23 protein-coding genes are annotated in these 19,208 nt (G+C 42.0%); 13 read left to right on the top strand and 10 right to left on the bottom strand.

Annotation, left to right across the window (positions count from 1 at the left end; translation table 11 throughout):
- Positions 1-54: 54 nt before the first annotated feature.
- The 3 genes from ACXZ1K_RS04585 to ACXZ1K_RS04575 all read left to right on the top strand — a co-directional run bounded on the left by ACXZ1K_RS04585 (position 55) and on the right by ACXZ1K_RS04575 (position 1,369).
- Positions 55-789, top strand: a complete 735-nt coding sequence (locus ACXZ1K_RS04585; protein ID WP_458972200.1) for an LLM class flavin-dependent oxidoreductase — start codon at positions 55-57, stop codon at positions 787-789.
- A 17-nt stretch (positions 790-806) separates the two neighbouring features.
- A complete protein-coding gene (locus ACXZ1K_RS04580; RefSeq protein WP_458972199.1) occupies positions 807-1,076 on the top strand; it encodes a hypothetical protein in 270 nt (89 codons plus the stop codon).
- Positions 1,077-1,159: 83 nt separating this feature from the next.
- Positions 1,160-1,369: a hypothetical protein gene (locus ACXZ1K_RS04575; RefSeq protein WP_458972198.1), complete on the top strand. Its 210-nt coding sequence runs from the start codon at positions 1,160-1,162 to the stop codon at positions 1,367-1,369.
- Here ACXZ1K_RS04575 and ACXZ1K_RS04570 read toward each other — a convergent pair.
- Entirely contained in the window at positions 1,366-2,172 is an 807-nt protein-coding gene (locus ACXZ1K_RS04570; protein WP_458972197.1) for an alpha/beta hydrolase, read from the bottom strand. The genes ACXZ1K_RS04575 and ACXZ1K_RS04570 overlap by 4 nt on opposite strands.
- Positions 2,173-2,271: 99 nt before the next feature.
- Here ACXZ1K_RS04570 and ACXZ1K_RS04565 point away from each other — a divergent pair, with 99 nt between their 5' ends.
- The 9 genes from ACXZ1K_RS04565 to ACXZ1K_RS04525 all read left to right on the top strand — a co-directional run bounded on the left by ACXZ1K_RS04565 (position 2,272) and on the right by ACXZ1K_RS04525 (position 9,654).
- Positions 2,272-2,976, top strand: coding sequence for an esterase family protein (locus ACXZ1K_RS04565; protein ID WP_458972196.1), 705 nt, complete (start codon positions 2,272-2,274; stop codon positions 2,974-2,976).
- 60 nt (positions 2,977-3,036) lie between these two features.
- A complete protein-coding gene (locus tag ACXZ1K_RS04560; protein WP_458972195.1) occupies positions 3,037-4,146 on the top strand; it encodes an ATP-grasp domain-containing protein in 1,110 nt (369 codons plus the stop codon).
- Positions 4,147-4,157: 11 nt separating this feature from the next.
- Positions 4,158-5,261 carry a carboxylate-amine ligase gene (locus ACXZ1K_RS04555; RefSeq protein ID WP_458972194.1) on the top strand — a complete coding sequence of 368 codons (1,104 nt, stop codon included), beginning with the start codon at positions 4,158-4,160 and terminating at the stop codon, positions 5,259-5,261.
- Positions 5,261-6,100, top strand: coding sequence for a type 1 glutamine amidotransferase (locus tag ACXZ1K_RS04550; protein WP_458972193.1), 840 nt, complete (start codon positions 5,261-5,263; stop codon positions 6,098-6,100). The genes ACXZ1K_RS04555 and ACXZ1K_RS04550 overlap by 1 nt, the downstream gene beginning before the upstream one ends.
- Before the next feature lie 2 nt (positions 6,101-6,102).
- Positions 6,103-7,290, top strand: a complete 1,188-nt coding sequence (locus ACXZ1K_RS04545) for a hypothetical protein (protein ID WP_458972192.1) — start codon at positions 6,103-6,105, stop codon at positions 7,288-7,290.
- A gap of 50 nt (positions 7,291-7,340) precedes the next feature.
- A complete protein-coding gene (locus ACXZ1K_RS04540; protein WP_458972191.1) occupies positions 7,341-7,499 on the top strand; it encodes a FeoB-associated Cys-rich membrane protein in 159 nt (52 codons plus the stop codon).
- A gap of 8 nt (positions 7,500-7,507) precedes the next feature.
- The gene (locus ACXZ1K_RS04535; RefSeq protein ID WP_458972190.1) at positions 7,508-8,107 is read left to right on the top strand and encodes a Crp/Fnr family transcriptional regulator; all 600 of its coding nucleotides are present in this window, start codon (positions 7,508-7,510) and stop codon (positions 8,105-8,107) included.
- 97 nt (positions 8,108-8,204) lie between these two features.
- Complete coding sequence (locus tag ACXZ1K_RS04530; RefSeq protein WP_458972189.1) at positions 8,205-8,735, top strand: YceI family protein; 531 nt, start codon at positions 8,205-8,207, stop codon at positions 8,733-8,735.
- Between the two features lie 43 nt (positions 8,736-8,778).
- On the top strand, positions 8,779-9,654 hold the full coding sequence (locus tag ACXZ1K_RS04525) for a pirin family protein (protein WP_458972188.1): 876 nt from the start codon (positions 8,779-8,781) through the stop codon (positions 9,652-9,654).
- Between the two features lie 60 nt (positions 9,655-9,714).
- On the opposite strand, the gene ispF is transcribed toward ACXZ1K_RS04525, so the two are convergent.
- On the bottom strand, positions 9,715-10,194 hold the full coding sequence (gene ispF / locus ACXZ1K_RS04520) for a 2-C-methyl-D-erythritol 2,4-cyclodiphosphate synthase (RefSeq protein WP_458972187.1): 480 nt from the start codon (positions 10,192-10,194) through the stop codon (positions 9,715-9,717).
- 17 nt (positions 10,195-10,211) lie between these two features.
- A complete protein-coding gene (gene porV / locus ACXZ1K_RS04515) occupies positions 10,212-11,387 on the bottom strand; it encodes a type IX secretion system outer membrane channel protein PorV (protein ID WP_458972186.1) in 1,176 nt (391 codons plus the stop codon).
- A 208-nt stretch (positions 11,388-11,595) separates the two neighbouring features.
- On the opposite strand from porV, the gene ACXZ1K_RS04510 reads away from it, so the two are divergent.
- Positions 11,596-13,224, top strand: coding sequence for an SUMF1/EgtB/PvdO family nonheme iron enzyme (locus tag ACXZ1K_RS04510; protein ID WP_458972185.1), 1,629 nt, complete (start codon positions 11,596-11,598; stop codon positions 13,222-13,224).
- A gap of 48 nt (positions 13,225-13,272) precedes the next feature.
- Here ACXZ1K_RS04510 and ACXZ1K_RS04505 read toward each other — a convergent pair whose 3' ends face one another.
- From ACXZ1K_RS04505 to ACXZ1K_RS04475, 7 genes are read right to left on the bottom strand one after another with little or no spacing between them, the layout of a single operon-like run.
- Positions 13,273-13,770 carry an acyl-CoA carboxylase biotin carboxyl carrier protein subunit gene (locus tag ACXZ1K_RS04505; protein ID WP_458972184.1) on the bottom strand — a complete coding sequence of 166 codons (498 nt, stop codon included), beginning with the start codon at positions 13,768-13,770 and terminating at the stop codon, positions 13,273-13,275.
- A 6-nt stretch (positions 13,771-13,776) separates the two neighbouring features.
- Entirely contained in the window at positions 13,777-14,430 is a 654-nt protein-coding gene (locus tag ACXZ1K_RS04500; protein ID WP_458972183.1) for a DUF4159 domain-containing protein, read from the bottom strand.
- Entirely contained in the window at positions 14,427-15,131 is a 705-nt protein-coding gene (locus ACXZ1K_RS04495) for a 16S rRNA (uracil(1498)-N(3))-methyltransferase (protein WP_458972182.1), read from the bottom strand. The genes ACXZ1K_RS04500 and ACXZ1K_RS04495 overlap by 4 nt, the downstream gene beginning before the upstream one ends.
- An 11-nt stretch (positions 15,132-15,142) precedes the next feature.
- Complete coding sequence (locus ACXZ1K_RS04490) at positions 15,143-16,570, bottom strand: hemolysin family protein (RefSeq protein WP_458972181.1); 1,428 nt, start codon at positions 16,568-16,570, stop codon at positions 15,143-15,145.
- A gap of 5 nt (positions 16,571-16,575) precedes the next feature.
- A complete protein-coding gene (locus ACXZ1K_RS04485) occupies positions 16,576-17,121 on the bottom strand; it encodes an inorganic diphosphatase (RefSeq protein ID WP_458972180.1) in 546 nt (181 codons plus the stop codon).
- Positions 17,122-17,123: 2 nt separating this feature from the next.
- The gene (locus ACXZ1K_RS04480; RefSeq protein ID WP_458972179.1) at positions 17,124-17,786 is read right to left on the bottom strand and encodes a DedA family protein; all 663 of its coding nucleotides are present in this window, start codon (positions 17,784-17,786) and stop codon (positions 17,124-17,126) included.
- 45 nt (positions 17,787-17,831) lie between these two features.
- Positions 17,832-19,205, bottom strand: a complete 1,374-nt coding sequence (locus ACXZ1K_RS04475) for an NADH-quinone oxidoreductase subunit N (protein ID WP_458972178.1) — start codon at positions 19,203-19,205, stop codon at positions 17,832-17,834.
- Between the last annotated feature and the right edge of the window lie 3 nt (positions 19,206-19,208).

Raw genomic sequence — 19,208 nt, 5'->3', positions numbered from 1 at the left:
GACTAGCTGAAATAGGGCATTCCTTACCTTAGCTATTAAATAACTGAGCTAGCGATGAAGAAAATAGGATTTTTATCATTCGGACATTGGTCTGACCACCCTGCTTATCAAACTCAAACTGCAGGTGATACCTTGTTACAATCAATTGACCTTGCGGTTGCCGCAGAGGAAATTGGTTTGGATGGTGCTTATTTTCGGGTACATCATTTTGCACGTCAACTGGCTTCGCCTTTTCCCCTTCTTGCAGCAATCGGAGCCAAAACCAATAAAATAGAGATCGGGACGGGCGTAATTGATATGCGCTATGAAAACCCACTTTACATGGTGGAAGATGCCGGTGCTGCCGACCTTATTTCTGGTGGTCGCTTACAGCTGGGTGTTAGTCGCGGCTCGCCCGAACAGGTTATAGATGGATGGCGCCATTTTGGTTATGAGCCTGCCGAGGGAGAAACCGATGCAGATATGGGGCGAAAAAAAGCTATTGAATTTCTGGACAAGCTGGATGGTGCCGGATTTGCCCAACCCAACCCTAACCCAATGTTCCCTAATCCGCCCGGCCTGCTAAGACTGGAACCACATTCAGAAGGCCTGCGTGAGCGCATCTGGTGGGGAGCAGCATCAAATGCAACGGCTACATGGGCAGCTGAGAACGCCATGAACCTGCAAAGCTCTACCTTGAAATTTGACGAAAGTGGTAAGCCATTTCACATACAACAGGCAGAACAGATTAGGCTCTATAAAGAAGCCTGGAAAAAAGCAGGCACCAGCGCGAGCCAAGGGTTTCGGTAAGCCGTTCTATTTTTGCATTGGTAACTGAGCAGGACAGGTACTATTTTGGGCAACAAGGTAAAGGATCAGACAGTTTTGGCTATATCGAAGCGGATAAACGTGCAGTTTTTGGTAAAAGCTACGCAGCCGAGCCCGATCAGCTCATTAAAGAACTGGCATTAGACGAAGCGATACAGGAAGCAGATACCGTGCTGCTGACCATACCCAGTACCTTGGGCGTAGATTATAATATCCACGTGCTTTCTGCTATTTTAGAACACGTTGCCCCAGCTTTGGGCTGGCGATAACTATAATTCTGTCTCAACAAACTCTGCCCTCAGGCCGTAAAACAATGCGGCAGAATAACTGTTGTTCTAGAAAGATCAATCACATGAACGAGCAAAACATTGACCCTAAACCAACCGATCAGGATAAGCCAAAAACCGGAAACCTGAATGAAACAGGACTTGATGAATGGAACGCAAGGCTGGACAATAACCTGGAGCCGGAAGCTGAAGCAGATCCATTTGCTGACGAAAATGCAGGCGAATACCAGCGCAATGTTGGACATGACAAGCCTGAAACAACTAGCGAAGATTAAACCATTCTCGGCGGAAATGCCCAAAGCAAAAAGGCAGGCAAGGCTTTAGCCCAGGTAGACACATTGTGCTGACCACCAACCATCTCGTAGTAAGCGATATCGGCTGGTCTGGTATAGCCTTTCGCGAGCAGCTCTTTGATCACATCGATCGTATCATCTATAGAATCTATAATGCAATTCTTGTTGCGATCCGCTTTTTCATCTTCGGTGCCTGTCATCAACCAGAACTTTAAGGCAGGCTTGCTTTGCGTATCCCTGATGACCTGGTGTAAAATCCTGTCGGCATCAGTATATCCATCTTTCAAATCCTTTTTTCTCCACCAAAACGAACCTGACAATACACCACTTATATCAAAAAACTGATCGTTATTCCAGGTAATGTCAAAAGCGCTTAGTCCGCCCAGAGAGTAGCCAACAAATCCTTTGGTTCCGTTGATGTTAAAACCTATAGCGCTTTCTACAAAAGGAAGTAGTTCATTAATGATAAATTGGGTATAAGCAGATGCTTTAGCGCCCCGACCCATAAAATCAGGAACGCCCGCCACACCGTATTCCTGTATGCGGTCTGCAGATGCCTTAATGGCCACTACTGCAGTAGCCCCTATCTTTCCTTTGGAGTACAGATCGCGCAGGATTTGCCCCAGCTGCAATTCTTCAGCATCTTGTCCGTCGTTAACCAGCAATAAATTTAAGCGCTCATTTCCCAGCAGATTTTCAGGAAGAAAAATCTCCAGTTCAACCGCTCTTTTCAGGTTTCCTGACTTTAATACATACGCACTTTTAACAACCTCCGAAATCAACATATCGGCGCAAAGGTACTATTCTCCTTAAAAAATCATTATTTGGCATTTGTAAAATTATTTAATAGAAATGGCTACCTTAAAGCACCTAAATATTAACCTATGAAAGAAGAATACAAGAAATGGTATAGCCATAACCTGGGTGGCGACCTGGAGATGCTGGTATTTGGACATAGCGGCTACCCGGTAATCTTATTTCCTACCAGCATGGGCAGGTACTACGAGAATAAAGATTTTAAAATGATTGACTCCATCCAATGGTTTATTGATGAAGGAAAGATTAAAGTCTATTGCCCAGACAGTATAGACAAACACAGCTGGTACAATAAGGGGGCACAGCCAGCCGACCGCGTAAAAAATCACATCTGGTATGATAAAGCGATTTTAGAAGAAGTTGTTGGTTTGGCCAGGCACGAGACCGGCTATTCCAAAATTGTAACGGCAGGCTGCAGTTTTGGTGGTTACCATGCAGCAAACTTTGCCTTCAGACACCCATGGCTGGTGAGCCACCTGTTTAGTATGAGCGGCGCATTTGACATGCGGAGCCAGCTTGACGGCTTTTACAATGACGATGTGTACTTTAATAACCCGGTGGATTTTTTAGTGAACGACAGCAACCCGGAACTTTGGAATATGAAAATCATTTTGGGAACATCAGACCGGGATATTTGCAGGGCTGACAATGAAAGACTATCAGGCATATTGAACAATAAGGGAATTAGCCATTGGCTGGACATCAGGCAGAATGCCGATCATGACTGGCCGATATGGAGGAGCCAACTGCCCGAATACTTATCAAAATTGTAAAACATTTAAAGCTATTTTGCTATTTAAACTAATGGAAACTAAAACATTAACAAGTTTATTATGAAGAAAATTGGAATCTTATTTGGCAAGGAAAGATCGTTTCCTGAAGCCTTGGTGAATCGCATTAATGAAATTGCCGCAAAAGGAATCTCTGCTGAATTTGTAAGTATAGATAAGATATTTCAGGCAGAAGCGCTTGACTATGCCGTGATCATTGACCGCATTTCTCAAGATGTGCCTTTTTACCGTGCCGCAATGAAAAACGCAGCAAGTACCGGTACTGCAGTAATTAATAACCCGTTTTGGTGGAGTGCGGATGAAAAGTTTTTTAACAATGCATTGGCCATTCAAATAGGAGTACCTGTACCAAAAACAGCTTTAATCCCCTCATACGAAATGCCGGACGACACGTCTGACCAATCCTTCAGCAACCTGGCTTTTCCAATGGCCTGGGAAGAGATTTTTGAGTATACCGGATTTCCTGCTTACATGAAACCCTTTGACGGGGGCGGTTGGAAAGAGGTATACAAACTGCACGACAAGGAAGACTTTTTTGACAAGCACAGCAAGACAAAACGCACAGTGATGATGCTGCAAGAAGAAATTGAGTTTACCGAATATTTTAGGTGCTACTGCATTGGAGGGAAACATGTACGCATTATGCAATATGAGCCGCGCAATCCCTTCCACTTACGCTACCAGGTGGATACACCACCATCCAGCGAAGCCTTACTAAAAACGATTCACGACTATGTGATTAAATTGAACCAATATTTGGGTTATGATTTTAACACCGTAGAGTTTGCCGTGCGCGATGGCATTCCATACGCAATAGATTTCTGTAACCCCGCTCCAGATGCAGAAGTAACCAGTGTTGGACAGGCCAATTTTGATTGGGTAGTGGAAACCACTGCACAGTACGCCATTGAACGTGCCAAAAAGCAGGTGGCCGGACAAGACAATTTAACCTGGGGCACCTATGTTAGAAATTCTGCAGCGGGATTGCCGTTAGTGGTCAAAGCCCCAGTGGAGTCTAAAGTAGCTAAGCCTAAGGCAGTAACGCCAGTTGCGGCGAAAGCAGCAGCTCCAGTAGCTGTTAAAAAAGCTACTGCAGCCAAAGCACCGGCTAAAACAGTCGCAAAGAAAGCCCCTGCCAAGCCAAAGAAATAAACCAACCAAATATGAAGAACGAATTTACGCTTGGGATTGAAGAGGAATACATGGTTGTTGACCCAGTAACACGGGAATTGACATCGCACGATCAGAAGATTGTTGAAGCCGCCCAAAAAATCCACAAGGACCAGGTTAAAGCAGAAATGCACCAGGCGGTGGTGGAAGTGGGAACAGGGATTTGCAAAAACACGGAGCAGGCAAGAACAGAAATATCGCAGTTGCGGCATACCGTGTCGCAGCTGGCCGGTGAGCTGGGATTGCGCATTGGTGCTGCCGGCACACATCCTTTTTCACACTGGGAAAAGCAGCTGATTACGGAACACCCGCGTTACAGCGAAATTGTTAATGAGTTGCAGGAGGCTGCCCGTTCTAACCTGATTTTTGGCCTGCATGTACATGTGGGCTTCCAATCGCGGGAACTGGCCATCCACATCGCCAACCAGGTTAGGTATTTTTTACCACACGTTTTTGCTTTGTCTACCAACTCCCCTTTCTGGGAAAACCGGAATACGGGCTATAAGTCTTTCCGCACCAAGGTGTTCGATAAGTTCCCGAGAACCGGGATCCCTGATATTTTTAACAGCATAGAGGATTATGACAACTATGTAAAACTGCTGATTAAAACCAACAGCATCGACAATGCGAAGAAGATTTGGTGGGACATCAGGGTACATCCCTTTTTTGAAACCATTGAGTTTAGGATATGTGATTGCCCGATGCTGATTGATGAAACCATGGCTTTTACCGCATTGTTCCAGTGCCTTTGCGCCAAACTTTATAAATTGAGGCTGCAGAACTTGACTTTCATCAGCTACTCGAGAGCCCTGATCAATGAAAATAAATGGCGTGCAGCAAGGTATGGCATTGACGGAAACCTGATTGATTTTGGTAAAGAGATGGAAGTGAACTGCAGAAACCTGATCCTGGAATTGCTGGATTTTATTGATGATGTGGTGGATGAACTGGGTTGCCGGAATGAGATCAATTACGTTCTGAAAATATTAGAAAATGGTACCGGTGCCGACAGGCAATTGGCTGTTTACGAACAAAGTGGTAACTTTGAAGCCGTAGTGGATTACATCACTACACAAACTTTAATAGGAGCGAAATAGTGGGCACAATTGACAGGCATAAGATTAGGGTTGCTGTGATTGACATGAACAATGGCAACGCCAACCAGGGGATGCGCGGGATACAGGAAATCTTATTGCGTTACAGGGAAGAATCTGGTCTGGATCTTTCCTTTGATATTTTTGATTTAAGACAAAAGGGGGAAATACCGGACCTGAGTTACGATATTTTTATCTCCAGCGGCGGTCCGGGTAGTCCGTACGACGGAGAAGGCATGAAATGGGAAAACGACTTTTTTGACCTGTTAGATGCCATTGAATCATTTAATGAGACGAACGAAGCGGTCAAAAAACACGCTTTCCTGATTTGCCATTCCTATCAAATGGCCTGTAGGAAGTTTAATGTAGGCAAAGTAATTAAGCGCCGCTCTACTGCATTTGGTATTTTCCCGGTTTTTTTAACAGAAGCAGGCACCGATGAAATACTGTTTGACGGACTTTCCAATCCATTCTTTACGGTTGACAGTAGGGATTGGCAAGTGGTAAACCCCGACGATGTTTCTTTCTCTAACCCTTACGCCAGCGTTTTGGCGCTGGAAAAAGAAAGGCCGCATGTAGACCTGGAACGTTGTGTAATGGCAGTTAGGTTTACAAATGAAATAATTGGAACACAGTTCCACCCGGAAGCTGATCCGGTTGGAATGAAGATTTACCTGTTACAAGATGAAAAGAAAGCCGCCATTATTGCAAACCACGGTCAAGCCAAATACGATGACATGCTAGCCGGGGTTGACGACCCGGATAAGTTACAACTGACACAAAGTATAATATTACCCAATTTTATTACACAGGCGATAAATACGCTGCAGGAAGAAGTTTAACTATGATTGGCAAATACCGCGAAGCTTTTAACAACAATTTCTCTGACCTCAGGTATCAGGAATTTTTGGCCAATTTACAAGAGGGCTTCCCGGAAATTCCTTTCAGGGTAGCCGAAACTCCGGTATTTATAACTGCTGATTTGCAGCAGAAATTGGCTGAAGCAGGGGAAGAAATTATCAATTTGATAAAAAGTGATGGTTTTAAAGCACTTACCGAGCGGGCTATTCCGCAGGACTGGAAGGTTCCAGGCGAAAATGACCACCCGCATTTCCTGACTTTCGACTTTGGGATATGCAAGGACGAAAATGGCAACCTGGTGCCGAAGTTGATAGAGATGCAGGGCTTCCCTTCCCTATACGGCTTTCAGCTGCATATGGCACAACAATATGTTCGTTCTTACGGACTAGATGCAGACTTAATTCCGTTTTTTAATGGCTATGATGAAGCATCCTACATTGCACTATTGAAGCAAGTGATAGTAGGGAACCATGAACCGCACGAAGTGGCACTAATGGATGTGGATGCACCTAACCAAAAAACCGCGATAGACTTTTATGTTACCCAGAAATACTTAGGCATCAAAATATTGGCGCTAGCCGATATTTTTAAAGAGGGCAATTCCTTATTTTACCTGGAAAATGGAAAGAAAATTAAATTAAAGCGCCTGTATAACAGACTGATATTTGATGAAGTAGCTGGAAATACCGACCTATTTAACGATAGCTTTGACCCCAGGGAGGAGCTTGACATAGAATGGATTACGCACCCCAACTGGTTTTACCGGATCAGTAAGTATACAATGCCTTTTCTAAAAAGCGATTTTGTACCGGAAACCCATTTTTTAAATGAATTGCCGGCGATACCGGAAGACCTGGAAAATTACGTATTAAAGCCCTTGTTTTCTTTTGCCGGCATGGGGGTGGTTATTGATGTTAAACAGCAAGACATCCTGGCCATTGCCGATCCTGAAAACTGGATTTTACAGCGCAAGGTAAATTATGAACCGGTAGTAGCATCCCCAACGGGAGGAGTTAAGGTGGAAATACGGCTGATGTACCTGTGGCCGGACCATTCTGAACCCAAACTTTGCATTAACCTTGCGCGCTTAAGTAAGGGCAAAATGATAGGTGTTCGGTATAACAAAGACTTCGACTGGGTAGGCGGAACGGTAGGCCTGCTGGAAGGCTAAATTTACATTTTGCAGACCGCTTAAGTGAGCGTTTTAATTAGTTTTGTATTATGGACATCCAAACAATATTGGTCATTATCATCTTTATTGCTGCACTGGCTTATGTGGGCAGGATGGTTTATCGTTCATTAGTGCCAAAAAATGGCGGATGCGGCGGCAACTGCAAGTGTGGTGTGGATTTTTCTGCCATCAACCCTGAAAAGAAATAGCTCCCGCAATGGATCCCTTACTTGAAACCTTTAAAACCTACCTCCAACATAAAGTAGCGATTACCGACGAACAATTTGCCCTGATTTCTGATAAACTGAAGATCAAGAGTTTCGAGAAAAATGAAATGATCCTGATGAAAGGGGATACTTCTGCGAACGGATACTTTGTATTGAGCGGATTGATGAGGAGTTATTCTATTGATAGCAAAGGTAAAACCCACATCATACAGTTTGCCCCTGAGCAATGGTGGTTAAGTGAACGGAACGGGATGTTGTTTAATGAGGCATCTGATTTTTTTATAGACGCCATTGAAGCGACCAAAGCCGTATTAGTACATAAAGATTTCATGAATGATGCCGCTAAGCATGTGCCCTGCATGCATGACCTAAACCATAACATGCTGAACAACTCCATCCGTTTTATGCAAAAGCGCATCAATATGTTGCTTAGTGCTACAGCTGAGGAGCGGTACCTGAATTTTATTACCCTATACCCCAACCTAACCCTCAGGGTTCCGCAGTGGATGATCGCTTCCTATCTGGGCATCACACCTGAGTCGCTTAGTCGCGTACGTAAGGATTTGGCGCACAAGCATTTTCGCACCTAAGGTATTTTTATTACTTTCTTAACATAGGTCAATGTGGTTGCCGCATTATGGCTATACATTTGTATTACAATTTTGATAACAACGAAAAAATAATATTATGGCAACTACTAACTGGGCATTAGACCCAACCCACAGCGAACTTCAGTTTAAAGTAAAACACTTAATGATCACGACCGTTACTGGTAGCCTGAATGTGATCAGCGCAAGTCTGACTTCAGAATCTGATGATTTCGAAGATGCAAAAGTAACTTTTGAAGCAGAAACCAATTCGATTGATACCGGCAATAAAGACAGGGATAACCATTTGACTAGCGGTGATTTCTTTGATGCTGAAACTTACCCGAAGATTAGCTTTACCTCTACTTCTTTTAAGAAAGATGGCGGCGACTACGTATTGACTGGAGATTTAACAGTTAAAGGAACAACTAAAGCTGTAAAATTAAACGTAGAATTTGGTGGTATAGCCACTGATCCATGGGGAAACACTAAAGCAGGCTTCACTTTGTCGGGAAAAATCAACAGAACAGATTTTGGTCTTTCATGGAACGCAGCTTTAGAAACAGGTGGTGTAATGGTAAGTGAGGAAGTAAAATTAGCAGGTGAATTACAATTTGTAAAACAAGCCTAATCAACAACAATGCATCCAGTCAAAATTAAAGAAAGGAGACGAAATGGAAGCAAATATTAAAAGTGTGTCGGCCGTACTCAAAGCGCCGGCACCTCATATGGTAGGAGATGGATTTAGGGTACACAATTTTTTCCCAAGTGGGTATAAAATTAAAATGAGCCCTTTCTTTATGCTGGACTACAATGCAAAAATTAATTTTTCTGCAAGAAATGAGCCCCGTGGCGTAGGCGTGCATCCGCACCGCGGCTTTGAAACGGTAACCATTGCTTATCATGGCGCCGTAGCGCATCACGACAGCGCTGGCAACAGCGGAATAATTTATCCGGGAGATGTGCAATGGATGACTGCTGCCAGTGGCATTTTGCACAAAGAATACCATGAGGAAGAATTTAGTCGCCAAGGCGGAGATTTTCAAATGGTGCAACTTTGGATTAATTTGCCTGCAAAGGACAAAATGAGCAAGCCAAAGTATCAGGATGTAAAACAAGCAGATATGGCTAAATTTGTTTTACCTGATGGAGGTGGTGTGGTTGAGGTAATAGCAGGTGAGTACAATGGGCTGAAAGGTTCTGCGAGTACATTTTCGCCAATGCATTTGTACAATGCCCGGTTGAACAAAGGCGCGAAAACCAGGATCAGTTTGCCGGCAGATTTTAACACCGGGTTTGTGATTATCGAGGGTGGGGTTCTAATAAATGGAGATGAGGTAGCAGTTACAGACCAATTTGTACATTTTAAAAACGATGGAACTGAAATAGCTATAGAGGCATTGGAAAATTCAGTAATATTGGTGTTGAGCGGAGCGCCGATTAATGAGCCGATTGCGCAGTATGGTCCCTTCCTGATGAATACCCCGGAAGAAATACAGGTGGCAATAAGCGACTATAATCAAGGAAAATTTGGTTATTTGGAAGAATGAAATCCCTAATTGATTTTTTATAAGTAAGGGCTGGAGTGTTGAGAGAAACTCCGGCCCTTTTTATGCCTTCTCTATGAGGCAAACTGCATAAGCAACTACGCCCTCTTCCCTACCGATGAAACCCATTTGCTCATTGGTGGTGGCCTTAATAGAAATATCATCTACAGAAATGTTGATCGCCTCGGCGATATTCTTTTGCATAGCGGGAATGTGCGGATTGATCTTTGGCGCTTCCAGACAAATCATGGCATCGATATTTCCGATTTGCCAACCCTTCTCCTGTATCAATTTAACACTTTCCTGAAGCAGGATCAGGCTGCTGATGCCTTTCCACCTCGGATCCGTATTCTTAAAATGAAAACCTATGTCCCTTAAGTTGGCTGCGCCCAGTAGGGCATCGCATATGGCGTGTAACAAAACATCGGCGTCGGAATGCCCAAAAGCGCCTTTGGAATGCTCCAAATTAACCCCGCCCATAATAAAAGGGTGTGCTTCTTTAAGCTGGTGCACATCAAAGCCAAAGCCTACCTTTATTTTCATAATTCTTGTTGTGTTAGTTATTTGGACTCTCCAAAGTTAAAAAGCAATGTGAACCGCAAAGTATTGGCTAGCGGACTTTTTTGTGCATTGGCGATGAGGTAAGAAAAATCGATATTAAAAACATTGTATTTGAGGCCCGCCCCTACTGTAAAGTAACGCTGGTCTCCTTTTTTAGGGTTCTCATAAAAATAACCTGTACGAAAAGCAAATTGTTGATTGTACCAATATTCAATACCCGTTGCAATATTAATTTCCTTTAATTCTTCGCCAAATCCCCCTGGAGCGTCTGAAAAAGAGCCGAATATCCCTGCCGGAACGGAGCGATTTGGGTCTTTTCCGGCTAAAATATTACCGTTGCTATCGTATCTAGGTTGGGTTGGAACCAATAATTTATTAAAATCTAAGGCGAATGTAAATGTGCTGTAATCATCTACAATAAATGTACTTGCACCACCCAATTTAAAGTTGGTGGGCAGAAAACTTTTGACAGCACCATCTGTATAGCCGATCTTGGTGCCAATATTTGAGATATTGCCCCCTGCAGATAGGATAGCATCTTTGCCAAATAAAACTGAATTAGTCTTGTAATAGGCAGATACATCAACGGCCACCGCACTGCCAGCGCCAGTTTGCTGCCCTTGAACGGTTTGTCCGGATGACAGGTTCGAGTAAATATACCGCAAAGAGGTACCAATTGAAAAGGAATCGCCGAATCGCTTTGCATAAGTAAAATCCAGGGCCAGCTCATTAGGACTATAAATACCCAGTTCCTGCTGGTTTACATCGATAAACTGAATTTCACCCAGAGAAAAATAGCGCAACGAACCTCCGATGGTATTGGTCTCATCAAGCATATAATAGCCGCTTAGGTAACCTAAATTGATATCGGGAACCAGGCTTTTAAGCCAGGGGCTATAAGAGGCCGCAAACCCATATTTCTTATCGAGAAAAGCGAGCTTTGCGGGATTGATGCTCATGGCATTGGCATCGGGATGAACGGCTACACCTGCGTTACCCATGCCACCAGACCGGGCATCCGGGGTAATTAAAAGGAAAGGAACGGCGGTAATGATGTTGTTCGGATCGCTACCTGTAGTTAGTGCAGGAGGCTGCACAGACTGCGCTAACAATCCGCTAGAAACTGTCATCAAAAAAAAGCCTAATACAGTTTTTAACAAGTCCCTATAGCTCATCTGCTGTAATAATTAAAAATTATTGCACGCAAGTTAGCAATACTAGTGAGCAATTTCAAGGAAATACGCTTGGGCGCGTTTACTTTTTAGTTGCAGGTGAAAACTAACAGGGCTTAAATAGATGCTCTTGAAGCCTATTACTAAACTTTTTTTGGCTTGTACACTATTTTTTATGTAATTTTAAACTTAGTTTGATGATTACTAAGCCATGGAAAAAAAGATCTTATATTCATTTGCCTCACTTTTAGTTATAGCTATTTCATTCAGCTCTTGTAAACCGTCGAAAAACGGCGTTTCAGATAAGACTGGAATGGCTTATAATAAAAAAGAATTTGGGGGATTTGAAGTTAACAATAAGTTTAAGCGCGGACCAGGCCCTGGATTGGTAGAGATTGAGGGTGGTGTATTTGTGATGAGTGGCAGTGCAATTAACACTCCCGGACAAGAACTAAGTACTTACAACCGCAAAAGAGAAACCACAGTTTCTTCATTTTACATGGATGAAACCGAAGTTTCCAATACGAATTGGCTGGAATACCTGAATTGGATAAGAACCAATTATCCTACTGATTATGAATATTATTACAACGAACTTCCTGATACGTTGGTTTGGAGAAGACCACTATCTTATAACGAACCTTACGTAGATAACTACCTTAGGCACCCCGCTTACCAGGATTATCCTGTAGTTGGGGTTTCATGGGAGCAAGCCGACAGGTATTGCGCATGGAGAACTGACCGGGTGAATGAGTCTTTGCTAAGAAACCAGGGCTTTATGACCAGTTTTCAGGATCTAAATGGCACCAACAAAACGAACGCAAACAGTGCAACAACACCTGTTGCAGCAAATGCTAACAGACCCAAAGAGCCATTTAATACAGACATTTATTTAAATGGCCAGTATGACGATAAAGGGAAGAAAGCGCTCCCAGATCTTAACCCAAGAAGTACTGCTGCGGCAGCGACTGCCGGTGCTCCTGCAGGTGGAAAAAATACGGCTACCAGAAACGTTAGACTTGAAGATGGTATTTTGAAACAACCTTACCGTTTACCTACGGAAGCAGAGTGGGAATATGCTGCACTTGGTCTTATCGGCAACACGGAATATGAAAATATAGCGGAAAACAAAATTTATCCTTGGAATGGCCTGGGCTTAAGTTCTGCAAAGAAAAAAACCAGGGGCTTGATATTGGCCAACTTCAAAAGAACCAAGGGTGATTACATGGGTGTAGGCGGATCTTTGAATGATAAGGGTGGATTAACGGTTGCAGTGAGGTCTTACATGCCAAATGATTTTGGTTTGTACAACATGGCTGGAAACGTAAATGAGTGGGTTGCCGATGTCTATCGCGTAAACACTTTTGAAGCTGCAGATGCATTCAATCCATTTAGGGGTAACTTCTATGAAGACAAAAAGATTGCCGACCCTATTACCGGGAAAATAGAAAAGGATAACCGCAACAGACCTGTAATGGTTGCTGCTCAATCACAAAAGAAACAAACCTGGGCAGAAAAGCAAGCTGCTGCAGCGAAATCTCCTGATTCTTTGAAAAATACCTATGCTGACCAGAGAGGCTACCGCGATCCGGCAGGTGATTTATACGGGGAAATTACCCTGGTAAATGATAAATCGAGAGTATACAAAGGAGGATCCTGGGATGACCAGGCCTTATGGCTTAACCCGGCAACAAGAAGATATTTACAACAGGATGAATCAACAGCTGACATCGGTTTCCGTTGTGCGATGACGATGTTGGGTGCTTCAGAGATCCGTTCTACCGGAAAGCCTCAGTTTAGTGTTAAACCACCGAAAGCATTTAACAGCAAGAAAAGATAATTTACTAATTTAAAGCAATTGATAAGGGCCAGATAGGCCCTTTTTTGTTTAAGAGAATTGTACCAATACCTGGTTTTTCTCTACTTTGCTGCCTTTTTCTATCAAAACACTTTTGATCTGTCCGTCGGCGGGCGATTTGATCATATTCTCCATCTTCATCGCTTCTAGCACCAAAAGATTATCTCCTTTTTTTACCTCTGCTCCTGCTTCAGCGAAAATATTTAGCACAAGTCCAGGCATTGGCGCTTTGACGTCTTTAACCTTAACCGATTGCAAACTATCCATACCCAACTGCTGGAGCAATAAATCGTACTTATCTTGCAATTCGACCGTATAAGTGTTTCCGTTTACTTTTATACTGCATAATTTACCGGAGCGTTCTGTCGAAATGAACTCAATATTGTATGACCTATCCTTATAGAGGATATTTGCATGTTGACCTTGTAGTTGAATATAATCAATAGTTATTTCCTGACCATCAATGCTGAGAACAGCATTGTCAGCTTCGATTTCATGCGCATACCTGCCATTTACCTTAGCTTTCATATATCACTATTGACTAAATGCATATTGAATTAAATTAGCGCCCATTTTTAAGGCGTTTGATCTACTTTCCTGGGTATCTCCAGGATAAGTTCCATAGTCTTCCCATCCATTGCCCAGATCGCATTCAAAAGTGTAATAACAAACTACTCGTTCTCGCCAGATAAGCGCAAAACCTTGCGGACGTTTCCCATCATGTTCATGAATTTTAGGAAGCCCGTTCGGAAATTTAAACTTTTGATTGTACAAGATATGATTTGCAGGCAGCTCGACAAATGTTAGTTCTGGGAAAACCTTTTTCATTTCCTTACGGATGAACTTATCCAAGCCATAATTATCATCAATATGGAGAAAGCCCCCGCCTGTTAGATATTTTCTAAGGTTGGCTGCCTCAGCATCGCTAAATACCACATTTCCATGGCCCGTTAAATAAACAAAGGGATAATTGAAAAGTGTTGCGCTTCCAATTTCTACGATATCTTCCTGGCCCGCAAAATTGGTCTTCAGATTTTTATTGCAAAATTCTATTAGGTTAGGCAAAGCGGTGCGATTGGCATACCAGTCTCCACCGCCATTATATTTAAGCTTCGCCATTTTATAGGTAGGTGCCAACCAGCTATTAAAAATGGCAATTACTGTTAAAAAAATAATGTTTAACCTCATCTGTTTAAGTAATTAACCTCGAAACAAGCCGCAAGGCCGGCGGTCTCTGTCCGCAATCGGGTATTACCTAAAGTTACTGGTTTGTAGCCGCACTGCAAAGCCAATTTAATTTCATCTGGACTGAAGTCGCCTTCCGGACCAATTAATATGGTGTATCTTTTATCTGGTACGCGAAACTCTGACAGATAATTTCTCGGCTCCTCATCTAAACAGTGTGCAATAAATTTTTCCGACGATTCATCTTGTTTAAGAAACTCATTTAAGCTCAGATCAGGATTAATCTTGGGATGATAAGCTTGAAGTGATTGCTTTACAGCTGATGTTACTACTTTGTAAAGCCGCTCTTCTTTGGTTGTTCTCCGCTCACTACGGGCACAGATGACCATGGTGATTTCGTCTATTCCGATTTCGGTTGCTTTTTCAAGGAACCATTCCAAGCGGTCCATGTTTTTAGTGGGCGCTATGGCAATATGGAGATAGTGATTTCTTTTACGATACTCAAGAACGGTATCAATAACTTTAACGGTTACGCGTTTTTTATGATCGTCGATAAGTTCAGCTTTATATAGCCCTCCTCTCCCGTCGATCAGGTGTATAACCGCCCCCTTTTGTAGTCTCAATACTTTTGTACAATGCTTACTTTCCTCTTCACTTAAGGAATACTCACTTGAATGAATATCCGGAGTATAAAATACATGCATTGACCTAAATATTAGTGGGTATCCACCATATCAGCTTTGCTGATGACAAGCTCAAGCTTGATGGTTTCAATATTCTGTTCAGTTTTCTTTAAAATCGTGAAAAGGTAGCCGTAGCATTCTTCACTATCACCCACTTCAGGAATCTTCCCAAATGCATGTGAAACCAGACCACCAACAGTATCAAAATCTTCATCTTCTGGAAGATCATGAGGCAGGTGCTCATTAACGTCATATACAGTAGCATATGCATTAATGATAAACTCGGTCTCGGACACCTTCTCAACTGTAGGCTTCTCTTCATCATACTCGTCTTGTATCTCGCCTACAATCTCTTCAACAATATCTTCAAGCGTTACCATTCCTGCTGTTCCTCCAAACTCGTCAATCACAATGGCAATTTGAATTCTTTTTTGCTGGAGTTCACTTAGCAGATCATTTATTTTTTTGGTTTCTGGGACAAAATAAGGCTTTCTGATGATGTCACTCAATGCCCATTCTTTGTTTCCTGCAAGTAGAGGAAGAACATCTTTGGCGTGCACAATACCAATAATCTTGTCGATAATCTCATCATAGACCGGCATGCGTGAATAACCTTCTCCAATGATGATCTCTACAACCTCTTCTTTTGAAGTGTTCAGTTCAATACCAGATATCTTGGTTCTGGGAACCATTATGTTTTTTACTACACGCTCATTAAAATCGAATACATTTTTAATAAGTTCATGCTCATTATCTTCAAGCGCACCACTTTCTTTTCCCTGATCAAGTAGATATTGCAACTCCTCATTACTGTGCAAAGATTCATGTCCCCCTGCAGTGTTGATACCAAAAGGTTTCAGAATGATTGAAGCGAGGCTGTTAAGCGTCCAGATAAACGGCTTAAAGACAACATAAAAGATCTGTAATGGTACGGAAACAAATAGTGTAGTTGCTACCGGCCTTTGTATGGCAAGCGATTTAGGAGCTAGCTCTCCAAACACAATATGCATTACAGTGATCAGTGAAAAAGCAACAACTGTAGAGGCAGAATGTATGAATGCCTGGCTTACATTGAGGTTAAACCCGATAAACATGTTTTGAAAAATGGTATGCATCACATCCTCACCAACCCAACCCAAGCCAAGTGAAGCGAGGGTAATCCCAAGCTGTGTAGCGGCAAGATAACCATCTAAGTTGTGCACGATGTTCTTAGCCATCTTGCCCACACGACTGCCAGATTTTGCTTTTATCTCTATTTGAGAAGCTCGCACTTTAACAATTGCGAATTCTGCAGCAACAAAAAATCCATTAAGCAGCACCAGAAATAGCGCAAGGATCAACCGCCACCCAACAGAACCGGTCTGAGGGTCGACTGCAGCAGCAGCCAGAGATAGAGTTGACGCTGGCAAGTACGTGTTAACAGACGCAATCACAAACAAACAAACAGAGTTTAAAATCATTAAATTTATTTCCTAAATTTTTTATCGTACAGCTCAATACTTTCCTGTATCACTTTGTGCGCGTACCTAACTCCAAGCAGGTGCTCAATGGTTACCTGTTTTTCTTCCAGAGCCTTATAATCCTGAAAGAATTTAACAATTTCTTTCATTGTATGAGGAGGAAGGTCTGCCAGATCGTTGATATAGTTTACAGACATATCATTTTTTGCGACTGCGATGATCTTATCGTCCTGCTCGCCATTGTCAACCATATGCATTACACCAATAACTTTTGCTTCAATTATAGTCATTGGATATACGTCAACCGAACAAAGTACCAGGATATCGAGCGGGTCGTTATCGTCGCAATATGTCTGTGGTATAAAGCCATAATTAGCCGGATACATTACTGAAGAGAATAGTACTCTGTCTAACTTGATAAGATTTGAATCTTTATCAATTTCGTATTTCGCTTTTGAGCCTTTAGGGATTTCGATGATAGCATTAACGATTTCGGGTAAATTCTCTCCCGGAGAAACGCTATGCCAAGGATGGGTTTCGTAGTTACTCATTGTTATTGTTCAGTGTTAATCGTTTCTTCATCATTGTTTTTAACCACCTTCTTTCTTACAAATGCAATCAGTAGTGGTATAGTGGTAACAACAATGAAACCTATTATTATATATAATAAATAATCATTTATTTCTTTTTCAAATCGCTTTCCAAGGAAATATCCTAGCAAAGTTAGGGAGGTTATCCATAAAATCCCACCTGTAATGCTATAAAATGCAAATTTTTTAAATTCAAGCTTAACAACACCTGCAAAAATCGGCGCGAAAGTTCTTACTATTGGAACAAACCTTCCCATAATAAGGGCAAATGCACCTTGCTTGTTATAGTACTCCTCTGCCGCTTTTAAATATTTCTGCTTAAAAAAAAAGGAATCCTTCCGTTGGTAAAGCATTGGTCCGGCTTTTCGCCCAAACCAATAACCAGTAAAATTCCCGGAAACCGCACAGATCACCAGTCCAAGAATCATCACGTAAATATTGACATCAAGCTTGCCCGTAGCGACAAACATTCCCGCTAAAAACAAAAGGTAATCGCCCGGCAAAAAAAAACCAAAGAATAGTCCCGTTTCGGCAAAAATAACAAACATCACAACGTAGAAACCACCCTCTCGGAGTAATTTTTCGGGGTCAACGAAATGTTGTAATGAAGTCCAGAAATCCTGCATATTTCAATTATTCGTAAAACTACAAATAATTATCAATAGAACTCATTATATCAAATTTAAAATTACGGCAGGATAAACCCCTAAAAACACGGTAATTACAAGCGAAAACAGTAGCACTATTTTGTATTGAACAGGCGTATTAAGGTCAACTTCAGGTCCCTCTTTAAAGTACATCGCAACGATAACCTTGAAGTAGTAGTAAAATCCAACCAAAGCATTCAAAATGGCAAATCCTACTAAATAAAACTGATAATCACCCATCACATTTAAGAACATCAGATACTTACCGATAAAGCCTGCCGTAAGCGGAATCCCCGCTAAGGACAACATGGCCACAGTGAGTACAAATGCTGTTAACGGATTACGTTTTGCTAGTCCGTTAAAACTATCAAAATGATCGCTGCCAATCTTTTGCTTTACCAATATCAACACTGCGAACGCGATAATACTTGCAAACGTATAAGCAGAAGCATACACCAATACGTTGTTTGAAGAAGCACTGGATATGGTTATTAATGAAAATAACAGATAACCGGCGTGAGAGATACTAGAATATGCGAGCATTCTCTTGAAATTCTTTTGAAACAGCGCGGTGACATTACCTATAAATAGAGTTAAACAGACGATAACTATGAGCGGTGGAAGCCAGAAATCATGCAATGGTGCAAAAGTACCAGCAAATAGCCTTAAGAATGCAGCAAAGCCTGCTGTCTTAACCACTGTAGACATAAATGTTGTAATCAATGTAGGCGCACCTTCATAAACATCTGGAGTCCAAAAGTGAAATGGCGCAGCACCTATTTTAAAGCTCAAGCCAATCAATAATAAGATCACACCTGGATAAAACATCGGGGAAATTTCACGGTAATTTCCAACTAAATATTGGTTGATGGTGTGCAAATCGAACGAACCAGTTGCACCATAAATAAGTGTTATTCCAAACAACAGAAAGCCAGTTGAGAATGCGCCCATGAGGAAGTATTTAAGCGACGCCTCATTGCTGCCAAAATCGTTCTTGCGAATACCTGCCAGAATATAGAGGCTGACAGACATAATTTCAAGACCGATGAATAACATCGACATATTCTGATACGAAACCATGATTAGAATTCCAGAAAGCGAAAACAGAATAAGTGTAAAATATTCTGCAATATTCTCGCTATTTTCAGCAAAATAATTCTGGGTAAGCAAGAAGATAAACAGGGTTCCAACAATACTTACTGCAGAAAAAGCCAATGCAAAATTATCCATTTGCATCATATTATAATACGAAATGTTGCCGTTCCAAGAGCATACCACAAAACCTAAAGAGATAAGCAAGCCAATAATAGTGATTGGCAATAGCGCTTTCTTCGCTTTGAATAAACCCGCATAAAGCACCACCAGAGCTGTAACAGCTATTGTTATAATGATATTCATTTG

Source organism: Pedobacter jaeyakensis, assembly GCF_054461315.1.
This window is presented reverse-complemented; position numbering and strand designations above follow the sequence as displayed.

Bases quoted from the DNA above. Each gene is read 5' to 3' on its own strand.
- ACXZ1K_RS04480 (WP_458972179.1), bottom strand. From the start codon at position 17,786: ATGCAGGATTTCTGGACTTCATTACAACATTTCGTTGACCCCGAAAAA.
- ACXZ1K_RS04570 (WP_458972197.1), bottom strand. From the start codon at position 2,172: ATGTTGATTTCGGAGGTTGTTAAAAGTGCGTATGTATTAAAGTCAGGA.
- ACXZ1K_RS04500 (WP_458972183.1), bottom strand. From the start codon at position 14,430: ATGAGGTTAAACATTATTTTTTTAACAGTAATTGCCATTTTTAATAGC.
- ACXZ1K_RS04535 (WP_458972190.1), top strand. From the start codon at position 7,508: ATGGATCCCTTACTTGAAACCTTTAAAACCTACCTCCAACATAAAGTA.
- ispF (WP_458972187.1), bottom strand. From the start codon at position 10,194: ATGAAAATAAAGGTAGGCTTTGGCTTTGATGTGCACCAGCTTAAAGAA.
- ACXZ1K_RS04475 (WP_458972178.1), bottom strand. From the start codon at position 19,205: ATGAATATCATTATAACAATAGCTGTTACAGCTCTGGTGGTGCTTTAT.
- ACXZ1K_RS04505 (WP_458972184.1), bottom strand. From the start codon at position 13,770: ATGAAAGCTAAGGTAAATGGCAGGTATGCGCATGAAATCGAAGCTGAC.
- ACXZ1K_RS04490 (WP_458972181.1), bottom strand. From the start codon at position 16,570: ATGATTTTAAACTCTGTTTGTTTGTTTGTGATTGCGTCTGTTAACACG.
- ACXZ1K_RS04495 (WP_458972182.1), bottom strand. From the start codon at position 15,131: ATGCATGTATTTTATACTCCGGATATTCATTCAAGTGAGTATTCCTTA.
- ACXZ1K_RS04510 (WP_458972185.1), top strand. From the start codon at position 11,596: ATGGAAAAAAAGATCTTATATTCATTTGCCTCACTTTTAGTTATAGCT.
- ACXZ1K_RS04545 (WP_458972192.1), top strand. From the start codon at position 6,103: ATGATTGGCAAATACCGCGAAGCTTTTAACAACAATTTCTCTGACCTC.
- ACXZ1K_RS04565 (WP_458972196.1), top strand. From the start codon at position 2,272: ATGAAAGAAGAATACAAGAAATGGTATAGCCATAACCTGGGTGGCGAC.
- porV (WP_458972186.1), bottom strand. From the start codon at position 11,387: ATGAGCTATAGGGACTTGTTAAAAACTGTATTAGGCTTTTTTTTGATG.
- ACXZ1K_RS04585 (WP_458972200.1), top strand. From the start codon at position 55: ATGAAGAAAATAGGATTTTTATCATTCGGACATTGGTCTGACCACCCT.
- ACXZ1K_RS04560 (WP_458972195.1), top strand. From the start codon at position 3,037: ATGAAGAAAATTGGAATCTTATTTGGCAAGGAAAGATCGTTTCCTGAA.
- ACXZ1K_RS04525 (WP_458972188.1), top strand. From the start codon at position 8,779: ATGGAAGCAAATATTAAAAGTGTGTCGGCCGTACTCAAAGCGCCGGCA.
- ACXZ1K_RS04555 (WP_458972194.1), top strand. From the start codon at position 4,158: ATGAAGAACGAATTTACGCTTGGGATTGAAGAGGAATACATGGTTGTT.
- ACXZ1K_RS04575 (WP_458972198.1), top strand. From the start codon at position 1,160: ATGAACGAGCAAAACATTGACCCTAAACCAACCGATCAGGATAAGCCA.
- ACXZ1K_RS04530 (WP_458972189.1), top strand. From the start codon at position 8,205: ATGGCAACTACTAACTGGGCATTAGACCCAACCCACAGCGAACTTCAG.
- ACXZ1K_RS04485 (WP_458972180.1), bottom strand. From the start codon at position 17,121: ATGAGTAACTACGAAACCCATCCTTGGCATAGCGTTTCTCCGGGAGAG.
- ACXZ1K_RS04540 (WP_458972191.1), top strand. From the start codon at position 7,341: ATGGACATCCAAACAATATTGGTCATTATCATCTTTATTGCTGCACTG.